Below are 11,474 nucleotides of genomic sequence, written 5' to 3'. Positions count from 1 at the left end.
CGTTCTTCGCCCGGATGTGGACGGTCATGTCCGCGCACGAGACCCCACTGCTGCGGCGATTGCGCACCGAGAACCTTGCCGGACTGACCGGCCGGGTGCTCGAGGTGGGTGCGGGTACCGGAACCAATTTCGCGCTGTACCCCGAGACCGTGCGGGAGGTTGTCGCGCTGGAGCCCGAGACCAGGCTGGCGCCCGTCGCGCGGGAGGCCGCCGCCGCGGCGCCGGTGCCGGTGACGGTCATCGAGTCCACCATTGAGGCGCTACCGCCGGATACCGAGCCGTTCGACGCTGTGGTGTGCTCGCTGGTGCTGTGCTCCGTGGATGATCCCGATGCTGTTCTGCGCCAGCTGAATTCGATCATGCGTCCGGGCGGTGAGCTGCGCTATTTCGAACATGTCGCAAGTCCCGGCTGGCGTGGCATTTTGCAGAAGGTGGCCGACGGGACCGTGTGGCCCCGGATAGCGGGCAACTGTCACACCCATCGCCACACCGAGCAGGCGATCACCGCTGCCGGCTTCAGCATCTCCGCGGCGCGGCATCAGATGACCTTCCCCGCCTGGGTGCCACTTCCGGTCGCGGAGATGTCGGTCGGTCGCGCGGTGAAGCCCTAGTTCTCCAGCAGGGCGGGCAATTGCTGCAGCAGGCCCGGCAGTGCGGCGCCGGCGGTCTCCCGGATGAACAATGTCGCCGAGTCCGACAGCGGGGTGGGCTCGGGGTTGACCTCGACCACCACCGCGCCACGAGCCAGCGCGATCTCGGGCAGCCCGGCGGCCGGGTACACAAGTCCTGAGGTGCCGACCACGACGACAACCTCGGCTGTCGCGATGGCCTCGACCGCCGCCTGCCATGGCTCGTCGGGCAGTTGCTCGCCGAACCAGACGATGCCGGGACGGATCAGACCGCCGCACTCGCACTGCGGCGGCATGCTCTCCAGGACCGGCTCGGGCATATCGGGCAGTGGCCCGTGGTAGAGCGACCCGCAGGTGTCGCACCAGAATTCCGAGAGACTGCCGTGCAGATGGTGCACCGGACTGCTGCCGGCCCGTTCGTGTAGGTCATCAACGTTCTGGGTGACCACGGTGACGTCGGCGTGGTCCCGCCAGGCCGCGACTGCTCGGTGGCCGGCGTTGGGCTGGACCTCCCTGACCAGGTGGTGCCGCCACAGGTACCAGGCCCAGACCCGCTCGGGATGGCGTTGCCACCCCTGCGTGCTGGCGATCTCGTACGGGTCGTACTTCGACCACAGCCCGGTCTCGTCATCGCGGAACGTCGGCACTCCGCTTTCGGCGGAGATTCCCGCCCCGCTGAGCACCGCGATACGCATGTCCACAAGATAGCCGGTCGGGTATCGGTGATACTGAGACGCGTGTCGGAACTGGGGCAGTCGCTCGTGGTCGTCCTGAGGGATGAGAGGGCCTCCGGCGCGGCATTGTTCGACCAACTTCGGATGGGTGTCATCAACGCCATCCGCACGGGCAAGCTCGACCCCGGAGCACGTCTGCCCACCGTTCGTGAACTGGCCGGGGAGCTCGGACTGGCGGTGAACACCGTCGCGCGTGCCTATCGGGAGCTTGAGACGGCGGGGATCGTCGAAACCCACCGCCGGTTGGGGACTTTCGTGGCGCGCTCAGATCCGGCTGATGCAGCGATGGCGGCGGCGGCGCGGGTGTACGCCGAGACGACTCGATCGCTAGGGCTGAGTCTCCCGGACGCCCGTCTCTATCTCGACGCTGAGTTCGACACCAATCGCGTTTGCGCTCAGCCGAATTCCAGCAGCGCGTAGACGCCGCGGATATTTCTGATGGGTCCAAACGACCAGAGGGCCGGGTACATCTTGCCGAAGAATGCGCCGCGGCCGGCGGGCATCGGAACGTCGCGCACCGCGACCAGGCCCGGCATGTGGCCCACCAGCGCCCGCAGTTGGTCGATCGACAGGCTGAAGGGCATCGGCGGTACGCGATAGTTCTTGGAGGCGCGCAGTCCGTTGGGGGCTACCTTCTTCAGGACGGTCGGAGGTAGGTCGAAGAACATCCGGCCGCCGGGAAAACGCTTGGCGCACTCGGTGATCAGCCCCATTGCCTCGTCGGGCTGCAGATACATCAGCAGGCCTTCGGCCGTTATGAAGACGCCGTCCGTGGCGTCGACGCGGTCCATCCAGCTGTAGTCCAGAGCCGACTGCGCAAGATTGGTGATCCGTGTCGACTCCGGCAACAGCTGCCGGCGCAGGGCGATCACCGGGGGCAGATCGACCGACACCCACCGGAACTGGGGGTCTGCGACAGCCTTGTCGAGGCGCCAGAAGCTGGTCTGGAAACCTTCGGCCAGCGCCACCACAGTGGCCTTCGGATGAGCGCGCAGATACTCGATCGTGCACCGGTCGGCGGCCAGTGACCGCAGGGCCATCTCCTGGCCGCGCCGGCCGAACTTCTCGTAGTCGACGAGGAACGCGTTGCGCAGTTCGATCGCCATCGGGTCGTCGATGATGGCATCCGGCAGGCCGGCCTGATGGGCGCGGCCGTTGAGGGTCAGCAGGGCGGTCTCTGAAACGCCGGTCAGCATCGCGCCGTCGACCTTGTGATCAGCAGGACGGTTCATTGGGCCCAACCTACCGGGGAGGTTGCGCGCGTAGGCTCAGCTCCATGACCCGTCAGGTGTTTGACGACAAGCTGCTCGCGGTGATCGCGGACCACTCGCTGGGCGTGCTGGCGACCATCAAGACCGATGGCCGGCCGCAGCTGTCTCATGTCACCTATCACTTCGACCCCCGCAGCCTGTCCGTCGAGGTCTCCATCACCGAATCGCGGGCCAAGACCCGCAATCTGCGCCGCGACCCCAGAGCCTCACTGCTGGTCAGTTCCGATGACGGCTGGGCGTACGCCGTTGCCGAGGGCGATGCCGAGATCAGCCCGCCGGCGTCGGCCCCGGACGACGAGACCGTCGAGTCGCTGATCACGCTCTACCGCAATGTCGCCGGCGAGCACCCGGACTGGGATGACTACCGACGTGCGATGGTGGCCGACCGGCGGGTCCTGCTGCGGCTGGGAATCAAACACCTGTACGGCATGCCACCCGGGCTTCGCTGACGGGTTACCCTGCACCCATGGCCGATGCAGAACCCGCCCCGCAGGACGAGACCCCGCAGGACGAGACCAAACGCAAGTTCCGTGAGGCGCTGGAACGCAAGAAGGCGAAGTCGGCCGGCGGCTCCGACCACAGGGACATCGGTGGCAAGCCGGTGCGGGCGCACGGTCAGCCGGAGAACCGCCGGGAGTTCCGGCGCCGGAGTGGCAGCGCCTGAGCGCGAATTTTCAACAACGGCGGCATTCTTGAACTGCGATGGCCGGGTGAGTCACGGGGACTCACCCGGCCATCGCAGTTGTTGAGGCAGATCAGTGGTGGGTGGCCTTCTCGGCGCCCACACCGGTCAGCGAGCGGACCTCCATCTCGGCGTTGAGTTCCGGATCGCCGCTGTCCCGTGACGTCAGCGTTCCGATGATGCCGAGGATGAACGCCAGCGGGATCGAGACGATGCCCGGATTCTGCAACGGGAACAGGTGGAAGTCCTGCCCCGGGAGCATCGAGGTTTTCGCCCCGGACACCGCAGGCGAAAGGACGATCAGCACGATGCAGCTGATCAGTCCGCCGTACATGCTCCACAGCGCGCCCCGGGTGTTGAAACGCTTCCAGTACAGCGAGTACAGGATGGTCGGTAGGTTCGCCGATGCGGCGACCGCGAACGCCAACGCCACCAGGAAGGCGACGTTCTGACCGTTGGCCAGGATGCCCAGGCCGATAGCGGCGACGCCCATCACCACAGCGGCGATGCGGGATACCTTGACCTGTTCGTCCTCGGTCACCTGATGGTTCTTCATGACGCTGGCGTACACGTCATGGGCGAACGAGGTCGCGGCGGTGATGGTGAGGCCGGCGACCACCGCGAGGATCGTCGCGAAGGCCACCGCCGAGATGACGCCGAGCAGAATCGTGCCGCCCAGATGGAACGCCAGCAGCGGTGCCGCCGAGTTCTCCTTGCCCGGAGCCTTCAGGATGGCGTCCGGCCCGACCAGAGCCGCGGCGCCGTAGCCGAGGATCAGGGTGAACAGGTAGAAGGCACCGATGAGCCCGATTGCCCAGACCACCGAACGGCGGGCCTCACGGGCGGTGGGGACGGTGTAGAACCGCATCAGCACGTGTGGCAGACCGGCGGTGCCCAGCACCAGGGCGATACCGAGGGACAGCAGATCGACCTTGGTGGTGGTCGTCGTGCCGTACTTGGCGCCCGGCGCCAGGACATCGCGAGCTGCGACACCCTTAGTGGTGGCCTTTTGCACCATGTCCTGCGCCGCACCCAGGATCTCGGAGAGGTTCAGGTGGAAGTGGATCAGCACCATGAGCGTCATGACGCCGGCGCCTGCGATGAGTAGAACCGCCTTGATGATCTGCACCCAGGTGGTGCCGGTCATACCGCCGATGAGCACATAGAGGATCATCAGCACGCCAACGATGGCGATCACCAGCGACTGCGCTGCGCGGCCCTGGATGCCGAGTAGCAGTGCGACCAAGCCGCCGGCGCCGGCCATCTGGGCCAGTAGGTAGAACAGTGACACCGTCATGGTCGAGATGGCTGCGGCCAGCCGGACCGGTCGTTGCTTGAGTCGGAAGCTGAGCACATCGGCCATGGTGAATTTGCCGGTGTTGCGGAGCAATTCGGCCACTAGTAGCAGGGCAACCAACCAGGCCACCAGGAAACCGATGGAGTAGAGGAAGCCGTCATAGCCGTAGACGGCGATCGCACCTGCGATACCCAGGAAGCTCGCTGCCGACAGGTAGTCGCCGGCGATGGCGATGCCGTTCTGACGGCCGGTGAACGCGTGGCCACCGGTGAAGTATTCGGCGGCATTGGTGTTGCGACGGCCCACCCGGATCACGATGGCCAGGGTGATGATCACGAAGGTGACGAAGATCCCCATGTTGACGACGGGGCTGCCGAGCTTCTCGGAAGCGGCAAGGATGGTCAGATTCACTGCTCGCTCCAATGCATCTCGTTGCGGATCTTCTCAGCGCGCGGGTCGAGTACCCGGTTGGCGAACCGGATGTAGAGGCCGGTGATCAGGAATGTGGTCAGGAACTGGCCCAGGCCCAGCAGCAGGCCGACGTTGATGTTGCCGAAGACCTTGGTGGCCATGAAGTCGTGCGCGAACGCGCCCAGCAACACGTAGCTGGCGTACCAGACCAGGAAGAAGGCCGTCGTCGGAAACACGAAGCGGCGCAGTCTGGTGCGAAGCTCCTGGAACTCCGGGCTGGCCTGTACGGCCATGTATTGCGCACCGCTCGGTTGGGGCACGTTGCTGTGCGAAAGATCGGATGTGGGCACTACTTCTCCTGCCTCGTGTGGTGCTGCCACTGGTGTGGGGGGAATCGCTGCCTGAGCGTATTGAGAGCTGAATCACATCTGTAGTGGCAAAAGCCGAAGTCCGCGAAGCCTGCGCTGAACGGTCACCCACCGGCGTTGAGCGGTCAGCCGCGAGGTACTCGCTCCACGCCCATGCCGAGCCGTTCCGGCAGGTGCATGCGGGCGAAGACCCGCGAGATGTTGGCCGGAACCGTCGATGAGGTCAGGCTGCTGACGGTCACCATCGTGGCGAACGCCAGCGGCACCGTCACGGTGGCCGGATAGCCCACGATCACGGCGGGCCAGCCACCCAGCAGGTCCTCGCGTACCCATCGGGTGACCGCGAGCAGGCCGGCGATCGCCGACGATGCCGCGCCCACCCCCAGTCCGGCGATCGCACCGGCCGGAGTCAGACCTCGCCACCAGATGCCCAGGACCAACAGCGGGCACAGGGTTGACGCCGCAACGGCGAATACCAGCCCCACACCTCGGGAGAGTTCGAAGGATGACGCGGCCAGTGCGAGCGGGATCGGAACCACTCCGCCGACCACAGCCGCGATCCGGAAGTCCCGCACCCGGCCGCGCAGCAGATCGGTGGACGCGGTACCGGCGATGCTGATGAGAAGACCCGACGATGTCGCCAGGAATGCCGCGATGGCGCCCGCGGCCGCAAGGGCGGCGAGCAGCAGCCCGCCGGTGCCGGCGATGGCCGCCGACGGCAACAGCAGCACTGCGGCGTCGGCCCGTCCGGTGACCAGAAGTTGCGGCACGTAGATTCGCGCGAAAGCTCCCAGCACGGTAGGGAAGAGATAGAACAGCGACAGCAGCGCGATCACGGCAAGGGCAGTGCGCCGGGCCGCCTGGCCGTCGGGATTGGTGTAGAACCGGACCAGGACATGCGGCAGACCCATGGCTCCGAGGAAGGTGGCCACCAGGATCGAAAGCACCTGGTAGAGGGGATGTCCGCCACCGAGACCGCTGCCGCTGCCGATCCATTGCGCCCCGGTCGCCGGTGCGCCGACTATCACCGGGGTGTGCGCACCGGAGGCCAGTATCACCGTCGAACCCGCCCCCAGGGTGTGCTCACCTGGTCCCGGCACCGGGCTGTCCTGGACGGGCCGGCCGTCCAGGGTGCCACTCACGGTGACACCGGTGGGATCAATCACGGTGACGTCGACGGTGGTGCCGACGGCCACCGTGGTCTGCTGCGTGACCGTCGGCGGCAACGGCCCGCCGAAGTCCACATGTGATCCGACGACGAACAGCAGGGCCAGAGCCGGCGCGGCGATGGCGGTGAGCTTGAGCCAATACTGGAATGCCTGCACCAGGGTGATGGACCGCATTCCGCCACCCACCACGTTGACGATCACGATGGCGCTGACTGCCAGCGGCCCAATCCAACGAGGAACTCCCAGAAGAGCTTCCAGGGCAAGCCCGGCCCCCTGGTACTGCGGTACCAGGTATAGCGCACAGATCGTCAGGACCACCGCAGTCGCGACCAATCGGACCCGTCGTGACCCGAGCCGGAATTCGGCGAAGTCCGGGACCGTGTAGGCCCCGGATCGGCGTAGTGGGGCTGAGACGAAGAACAGCAGGCTCAGATAACCGGCGGTGAAACCGACGGGGTACCACAGCGCATCGGCACCGTACTTGGCGATCAGACCGGCGATGCCGAGAAATGAAGCAGCGGAGAGGTATTCACCGGAGATGGCGGCGGCGTTCAAACCGGGCCGGACCGTACGCGATGCGACCAGAAAGTCCGATGTCGTACGAGAAAGCCGAAGACCGTAGGAGCCGACGGCAATGGTCGCCACCGCTGCGCCTATGAGTGCAGCAGCGGTCAGGATGGTTGCGTTCACGACTCGTCGCCGGCGTCGACTATGCGGATGAAGTCGCGCTCGTTCTGCTCGGCCAGTCGGACAAAAAGCCGGCCGATCGAATACATCGCCGGATACACCAATGCTCCCAGGAGGAGCCAGTTGGGGCGAAAGCCGAACACGGTGAGTTCACTGAAAGCCGGAAAAGCACTGTCCAGCAATGCAATCAAGGCAAACGACCCGAACACCAACGCCGCCAGTCGCAGCGCCAAACCCAGTTGGGCGCGCACCAGTCCGCGCACCAGAGCATCCCCGACCTCGGTCTGCTCCTGCACCTCCACCCGGGTGCGCACCAAGCGGGTGCCGCGGCGCTGTGAGAGCACCACGCGCTCGCGTGCCGGGCGTCCCGTACGTCCGCTAGTCACTGCCGCCGCCGGGACGGAAGTTGCGCATCGGATCCCGGATCAATCGGTCCCGGAGTTCACGCGCCTGCCGGCGACTGACCGGAAGTTCCACCGGTGGGGAGGCGCCGTTGGCGCGCAGTCGAACCATGGTTGTGGCGCTGGAGGTTCGCAGCCCGGTCACCATGCCCAGCGCGACCAGATAGGAGCGGTGCACCCGTTGAAAACCCCGGGATCGCCAGCGTTCCTCCAAGGTGCTCAACGGGATTCGCACCAGGTGTGAACCCGACGAGGTGTGCAGCCTGGCGTAGTCACCGTCGGCCTCCACCCAGCCGATGGTGTCGCAGCGCACCAGTTGGGTCACCCCGCCGAGTTCAACCGGGATGACATCGTCGCCGGCACTCTCCGCCGTTGGCGCGCTCTCGGCACCGCGGGCGGCGCGCACCCGCCGTAGCGCCGCGTCGAGCCGTTCTTCCCGGATCGGCTTGAGCAGGTAGTCCAGTGCTCCGACCTCGAAGGCGGCGACAGCCCTATCCTCGTGGGCGGTGACGAATACCAGCGCCGGAGGCCTGGCGAAATTGGTCAGCACCGCTGCCAGCTCCAGACCGGACAACCCCGGCATGTTGATATCGAGGAAGATCGCGTCCACGTCACGCTCGTTGATCATCCGCAGCGCTGAATTGGCATCCCCGGCGCTGATCACCTCGGCGACGTCCGGGTGACGGCCCAGCAGATAGGTGAGTTCGTCGAGGGCGGGCGGCTCGTCGTCGACGGCCATTACCCGAAGTTGCGTCGTCATCGCTCCTCCGCTGCCACTCACGCCTGAATGCCGGCACGGAACTTGGGCACCCGCATGATCACCTTCGTCCCCGCGCCTGTGGCCGTCTCGACCACCAGACCGTAATCGTTTCCGAATGCCGCGCGAAGGCGATGGTCGACATTCGTCAGACCGACATGGGCGGCCTGCTCCCCGTCGCTGAGCACATCGCCGCCCCCCGAGCGCAGCGCCTCGGGGTCCATACCGGAACCGTCGTCCTCCACTGAGATGACGCAGTCGGCCCCCTCGTCGCGGGCGATGATTTCCACCGAGCCGCTGCGGCGCTGGGCCAGTCCGTGCCGAACGGCGTTTTCCACCAGGGGTTGCAAGGCCAGGAACGGCACGACGACGGTCAGGACTTCCGGGGCCACCTGCAGCGTCACCGTCAGGCCGGTCCCGAACCGGGCGCGTTCCAGGGTCAGGTAGCGATCGATGTTGCGGAGCTCGTCGGCCAGCGCGGTATAGGGCCCGGCGGCGCGAAACGAGTAGCGGGTGAAATCGGCGAACTCAAGGATGAGGTCGCGGGCGCGGTCAGGGTCGGTGCGCACGAATGAGGCGATCGTGTTGAGTGCGTTGTAAATGAAGTGCGGACTGATCTGCGCCCGCAGCGCCAGCACCTCGGCGCGGTCCAGACGAGCCCGTGATGCGTCGAGTTCGGCCAGCTGCAGTTGACTGGCGGTATAGCGGGCAACCTCGGCGATGGCGCCGAGGGTGCCGGGTGCCGGCTCGGCCATGTGTACCGACACCAACGCCCCAAGGACGACGCCGTCATCGTCGAGCAGCGGCTGCGCCACCACCGCCTGTGACTGTTCCCGGTGCAGTATCCGGCGCTGCCCGTCGATCGACTCACGCGCGGCGCTGTTGCAGACGTCGTTGCTCGCCGCGGTCCAGACCTCATCAGCGGGATCGCGGTGCAGCAATTGCCCCTGATCGTCGTAGAGGGCCAGCCCGTCCGACCCGGTGAGGGCACGCAGGTGTGGGGCGGCGGCCCGCGCGGATTCGGCGGTCAGCCCTTTGCGCAGCGGGCGGGCGGCCAGCGAGGCGGTGTGCAGCGCGTCGTGCACCGCGCGCTCGGCAGGAGTGCTCACCACCCGACGGGTTAGGACAGCACTGAGGCCCAGCACCACGGCCAGCGCGGCCAGGGAGATGGTCAGGGCCAGGGCCACCGCGTCTGACATTCCGCCTCCGGTTCCATCTCGCTCGTCCGCCTGGTTGAGCCTTTCTGGTGAGCATTGTGCTGCCTGGTGAGCATTGTGCTGTCTGGTGAGCATTGTGTGGGCTGATGCCGCTTGAAACCGTGCCGTCGTCGGATGCTGTGGCACGCCTGCGAGTCCCGGGAGAACGGCACCGATGCAGGCTGTTCCAGTCGATGGTCAAAAGATCGACTGACGCCGTGTAGAGTTTGCTGGCGACTAAAAGTCGACCATACCTGAGAAGTCTGGTGAAGCCGGCTCTCGCTCGATTTTTCTTGGCCCGCACTGACACCGGATGCGGTTCGTGAAAGGAATCATCCATGGAGATCTCAGTCCCGTCGAAACTGGTGGCCGGCATTGCTGTCGCCGGCGCGGCCGCCGTTGTTCTGTCCCCGGTCGTGCGTCCGGAATCGTTGCCGAGCCTGCAGCGGGTATCCGCTGAGATTCAGCTGGCGGCGGTGCCGTGGGCAAATCCGATCACTGAGTTGGGAAACACTCTGGGGTTACTGGGCGGCGACTTGTTCGCCACCAATGTGGTTGAGCTGTTCGCCCTGCCTTCCGGGGGCGGCGACATCTCCGTGTTCACCAATCTGGGTGTCATTCCGCAGCTGCTGAACGGGTTTATCGCAGGGCAGTACTACCTCACCGGTTTGCCGCTTCTGCAAGCTGTCGGGACCAACCTGTCCGGTTACGCCGAGTACGGCGTGCAGGCTCTGCAGTCCCTCACCTCCGCGGTGGGTGGTGTCACGTTCGGTGTCCCGCTCACCGCATTTCAGGTGATTAACGGTCTGATCACGGGCAGCCCAGTCAATATTGCCGAGGCGATCCAGACCAACATCATCACGCCGGTCACCGACGCCGTCTCGAACATCGTGGGCCTGACGTCCACCGTGCTGAGCAATGTCGTCAACAACGTGACCACCGTCGTCCAGGCGCTCCCCGGCGTCCTGCTCGGCGTCGCCCAGACCATCATCAGCGGCTTCACCGTCGTGGGCACTCAGTTGGTGGACGTGGTGACCGAAACCCTCGGAAACATCACCAACCCGCAGGAAGCCTGGAATGCGTTGGTCGACGGCCTGGTGAGCCCCAGCGGTGTGCTGGGCAGCCTGGTGAGTCTGTCGGTGGGCACGGGTGTGCTGACCCCCTCGGGACCTGTGCCCAGCCTGCGGCAGACGCTTACGGCCGCCACCGTCGGCGGCGCGCTGCAACTGACGAATGCCCCGGTGGCCCCGGCTGCCACGGTCAGGAAGGCGGCCAAGGCTGCGCGTACGGCAGCGGCCCTGTCTGCCCCGGCTGTCCCGGCTGTCCAGGTCTCAGCCGCCACGAGTCGCGACGCGGACAGCAACGGTGTGCGCGGTGCCGCTAGCGGCAAGTCGAGCGCGTCGGTGAGTGGCAAGCTCCGCGTCTCCCGCGCGGCTGCTGCGGAGTAGCCCGCGCGGTAATCCGGCTCCCAGCAGTGCAGCTGCTCCCGGGGAGCCCGATCACCATCAGCCGTGTCTTCAACCGGTCTTCCTGGATAGCCCGGTGTCCAGTGCGGCTCGAACGCCTGCCAACGACCTGCACGGGGTAAAGGCGGTCAGGATCATCGGCAAGATGTACGAAACCTTTGGCGCGCAACACATCCGACGGGAGTTCAGCGAGAAACGCCTCGATATCCGCGCGGGCGAGGGGCGTTTCGGTGGTTAAACTCCACGACTCGTAATGGGGATGAGGCGCACTGGGGTCAGCGGCGTCCTTTTGGTCAAGGGGCGCATCGTGTAGTGGGCCCGAGAGGGTAAGTGTCGGAACGTGCCCGTGGTGGGTGTCCATGATCGGCACCGTGGGGGCTAGTCCCGTCAGCCATTCGCGCAGTCT

General features: G+C 66.1%; 14 protein-coding genes. 5 read left to right on the top strand and 9 right to left on the bottom strand.

Translation table 11 applies throughout. The features are described 5' to 3' along the window. The first annotated feature begins 14 nt into the window (after positions 1-14). On the top strand, positions 15-611 hold the full coding sequence (locus tag ACR2JI_RS00880; protein ID WP_526387077.1) for a class I SAM-dependent methyltransferase: 597 nt from the start codon (positions 15-17) through the stop codon (positions 609-611). Here ACR2JI_RS00880 and ACR2JI_RS00875 read toward each other — a convergent pair. Beyond that, positions 608-1,324 carry an SIR2 family NAD-dependent protein deacylase gene (locus ACR2JI_RS00875; protein WP_526387031.1) on the bottom strand — a complete coding sequence of 239 codons (717 nt, stop codon included), beginning with the start codon at positions 1,322-1,324 and terminating at the stop codon, positions 608-610. The two genes, ACR2JI_RS00880 and ACR2JI_RS00875, sit on opposite strands and share 4 nt — an antisense overlap. A 123-nt stretch (positions 1,325-1,447) precedes the next feature. Between ACR2JI_RS00875 and ACR2JI_RS00870 the strand changes: the two genes are divergently transcribed. Beyond that, positions 1,448-1,783, top strand: coding sequence for a GntR family transcriptional regulator (locus tag ACR2JI_RS00870; RefSeq protein ID WP_526387075.1), 336 nt, complete (start codon positions 1,448-1,450; stop codon positions 1,781-1,783). Here ACR2JI_RS00870 and ACR2JI_RS00865 read toward each other — a convergent pair. Further along, positions 1,759-2,595 (bottom strand): class I SAM-dependent methyltransferase, encoded by an 837-nt coding sequence (locus ACR2JI_RS00865; protein WP_526387029.1) that lies wholly within the window; start codon positions 2,593-2,595, stop codon positions 1,759-1,761. The two genes, ACR2JI_RS00870 and ACR2JI_RS00865, sit on opposite strands and share 25 nt — an antisense overlap. Before the next feature lie 44 nt (positions 2,596-2,639). Here ACR2JI_RS00865 and ACR2JI_RS00860 point away from each other — a divergent pair, with 44 nt between their 5' ends. Together ACR2JI_RS00860 and ACR2JI_RS00855 are read left to right on the top strand one after the other, a co-directional pair. Then, entirely contained in the window at positions 2,640-3,083 is a 444-nt protein-coding gene (locus ACR2JI_RS00860; protein ID WP_526387027.1) for a PPOX class F420-dependent oxidoreductase, read from the top strand. A 17-nt stretch (positions 3,084-3,100) separates the two neighbouring features. Next, the gene (locus tag ACR2JI_RS00855) at positions 3,101-3,298 is read left to right on the top strand and encodes a DUF5302 family protein (protein ID WP_526387025.1); all 198 of its coding nucleotides are present in this window, start codon (positions 3,101-3,103) and stop codon (positions 3,296-3,298) included. A gap of 91 nt (positions 3,299-3,389) precedes the next feature. Here the strand turns inward: ACR2JI_RS00855 and ACR2JI_RS00850 are convergent, their stop codons facing one another. From ACR2JI_RS00850 to ACR2JI_RS00825, 6 genes are all read right to left on the bottom strand, one after another. Continuing rightward, positions 3,390-5,024 carry a monocarboxylic acid transporter gene (locus tag ACR2JI_RS00850; protein ID WP_526387022.1) on the bottom strand — a complete coding sequence of 545 codons (1,635 nt, stop codon included), beginning with the start codon at positions 5,022-5,024 and terminating at the stop codon, positions 3,390-3,392. Next, a complete protein-coding gene (locus tag ACR2JI_RS00845) occupies positions 5,021-5,317 on the bottom strand; it encodes a DUF485 domain-containing protein (RefSeq protein WP_526387073.1) in 297 nt (98 codons plus the stop codon). Before ACR2JI_RS00845 ends, ACR2JI_RS00850 begins: the two co-directional genes overlap by 4 nt. Positions 5,318-5,517: 200 nt before the next feature. After that, on the bottom strand, positions 5,518-7,251 hold the full coding sequence (locus ACR2JI_RS00840) for a sodium/solute symporter (protein WP_526387020.1): 1,734 nt from the start codon (positions 7,249-7,251) through the stop codon (positions 5,518-5,520). Beyond that, positions 7,248-7,592: a hypothetical protein gene (locus ACR2JI_RS00835; protein ID WP_526387071.1), complete on the bottom strand. Its 345-nt coding sequence runs from the start codon at positions 7,590-7,592 to the stop codon at positions 7,248-7,250. The genes ACR2JI_RS00840 and ACR2JI_RS00835 overlap by 4 nt, the downstream gene beginning before the upstream one ends. 34 nt (positions 7,593-7,626) lie before the next feature. Next, positions 7,627-8,409, bottom strand: coding sequence for a LytR/AlgR family response regulator transcription factor (locus ACR2JI_RS00830; RefSeq protein WP_526387018.1), 783 nt, complete (start codon positions 8,407-8,409; stop codon positions 7,627-7,629). 17 nt (positions 8,410-8,426) lie between these two features. Further along, positions 8,427-9,605: a sensor histidine kinase gene (locus ACR2JI_RS00825; RefSeq protein ID WP_526387015.1), complete on the bottom strand. Its 1,179-nt coding sequence runs from the start codon at positions 9,603-9,605 to the stop codon at positions 8,427-8,429. Positions 9,606-9,940: 335 nt separating this feature from the next. Between ACR2JI_RS00825 and ACR2JI_RS00820 the strand changes: the two genes are divergently transcribed. After that, positions 9,941-11,050 (top strand): hypothetical protein, encoded by a 1,110-nt coding sequence (locus ACR2JI_RS00820; protein ID WP_526387013.1) that lies wholly within the window; start codon positions 9,941-9,943, stop codon positions 11,048-11,050. Here the strand turns inward: ACR2JI_RS00820 and ACR2JI_RS00815 are convergent. Then, complete coding sequence (locus ACR2JI_RS00815) at positions 10,983-11,429, bottom strand: GTP-binding protein (RefSeq protein ID WP_526387011.1); 447 nt, start codon at positions 11,427-11,429, stop codon at positions 10,983-10,985. The genes ACR2JI_RS00820 and ACR2JI_RS00815 overlap by 68 nt on opposite strands. Between the last annotated feature and the right edge of the window lie 45 nt (positions 11,430-11,474).

Source organism: Mycobacterium sp. (genome assembly GCF_051006775.1).
Classification (GTDB): domain Bacteria; phylum Actinomycetota; class Actinomycetes; order Mycobacteriales; family Mycobacteriaceae; genus Mycobacterium.
The sequence above is the reverse complement of the archived record's forward strand: the minus strand, read 5'-3'. Positions and strand labels throughout refer to the sequence as shown.

What these genes read in the sequence shown, in the direction of transcription:
- ACR2JI_RS00865 (WP_526387029.1), bottom strand. Translation starts at nt 2,595, where the DNA reads ATGAACCGTCCTGCTGATCACAAGGTCGACGGCGCGATGCTGACCGGC.
- ACR2JI_RS00830 (WP_526387018.1), bottom strand. Translation starts at nt 8,409, where the DNA reads ATGACGACGCAACTTCGGGTAATGGCCGTCGACGACGAGCCGCCCGCC.
- ACR2JI_RS00820 (WP_526387013.1), top strand. Translation starts at nt 9,941, where the DNA reads ATGGAGATCTCAGTCCCGTCGAAACTGGTGGCCGGCATTGCTGTCGCC.
- ACR2JI_RS00825 (WP_526387015.1), bottom strand. Translation starts at nt 9,605, where the DNA reads ATGTCAGACGCGGTGGCCCTGGCCCTGACCATCTCCCTGGCCGCGCTG.
- ACR2JI_RS00855 (WP_526387025.1), top strand. Translation starts at nt 3,101, where the DNA reads ATGGCCGATGCAGAACCCGCCCCGCAGGACGAGACCCCGCAGGACGAG.
- ACR2JI_RS00880 (WP_526387077.1), top strand. Translation starts at nt 15, where the DNA reads ATGTGGACGGTCATGTCCGCGCACGAGACCCCACTGCTGCGGCGATTG.
- ACR2JI_RS00875 (WP_526387031.1), bottom strand. Translation starts at nt 1,324, where the DNA reads ATGCGTATCGCGGTGCTCAGCGGGGCGGGAATCTCCGCCGAAAGCGGA.
- ACR2JI_RS00815 (WP_526387011.1), bottom strand. Translation starts at nt 11,429, where the DNA reads ATGGACACCCACCACGGGCACGTTCCGACACTTACCCTCTCGGGCCCA.
- ACR2JI_RS00870 (WP_526387075.1), top strand. Translation starts at nt 1,448, where the DNA reads ATGGGTGTCATCAACGCCATCCGCACGGGCAAGCTCGACCCCGGAGCA.
- ACR2JI_RS00845 (WP_526387073.1), bottom strand. Translation starts at nt 5,317, where the DNA reads ATGGCCGTACAGGCCAGCCCGGAGTTCCAGGAGCTTCGCACCAGACTG.
- ACR2JI_RS00860 (WP_526387027.1), top strand. Translation starts at nt 2,640, where the DNA reads ATGACCCGTCAGGTGTTTGACGACAAGCTGCTCGCGGTGATCGCGGAC.